The sequence below is a fragment of the Dokdonia sinensis genome, from assembly GCF_003688895.1.
Lineage (GTDB): Bacteria > Bacteroidota > Bacteroidia > Flavobacteriales > Flavobacteriaceae > Dokdonia > Dokdonia sinensis.
In genome coordinates this window covers 1-559 of sequence record NZ_REFV01000042.1, presented here as the reverse complement: position 1 = coordinate 559, position 559 = coordinate 1, and the positions used below count along the sequence as shown (strand labels likewise).

The window sequence follows — 559 nt, the reverse complement described above, 5'->3', positions numbered from 1 at the left end:
GGTAACCGTTGCACAACCCATTAAATCGACAATAATTGACTTTAAAAGCGCCTTTCTGAGAGGTGCTTTTTTAAGTTATGAAGTATGCAAGTCTTAAATTAATATCGCTTAAAAAGACTCGTTTGAGGTTTGCCAATGCGTTTTTCAGGATTTGAATAAAAGCAAGTGCTCCCGCTCCACTTTTTACTCGTTTTTGGGTGAATTTTAGATATTTTTTGAGGTTGTAAGCCATCGCGGCCGTATGCATCACTTTGTTTGCCTGATGGATCCCGATGGTGTTCACCTTGCGCATCCCCATAAATTGGGTGAGCGTCCCAAAAACCGGCTCGACCGTACTCTGGCGCTTGCTTTTCAGGGCCCGGCCCTTAGCCGATCGTAATCGCTGGGCGTTGCGCTCGTACTCCTCACGATAATAGGTGACACTGAACTTTTTCTCTTTGGCAGTTTTTCCGAGACAGCTTTCGCGAAAGCGGCATCCCCTACAGATCCTGCTCGATATACGGTATTCCTTCTTCTTGGTTCCCGTGCGATAGTCGTTGAACACTTTTTTGAACGGGAT

1 protein-coding gene is annotated in these 559 nt (G+C 45.6%); it reads right to left on the bottom strand.

Going from position 1 to position 559, the window contains the following annotated elements:
• Positions 1–70: 70 nt before the first annotated feature.
• Positions 71–559, bottom strand: a 489-nt coding sequence (locus EAX61_RS16325; protein ID WP_236642070.1) for a transposase, incomplete at its 5' end; no start/stop codon positions are given.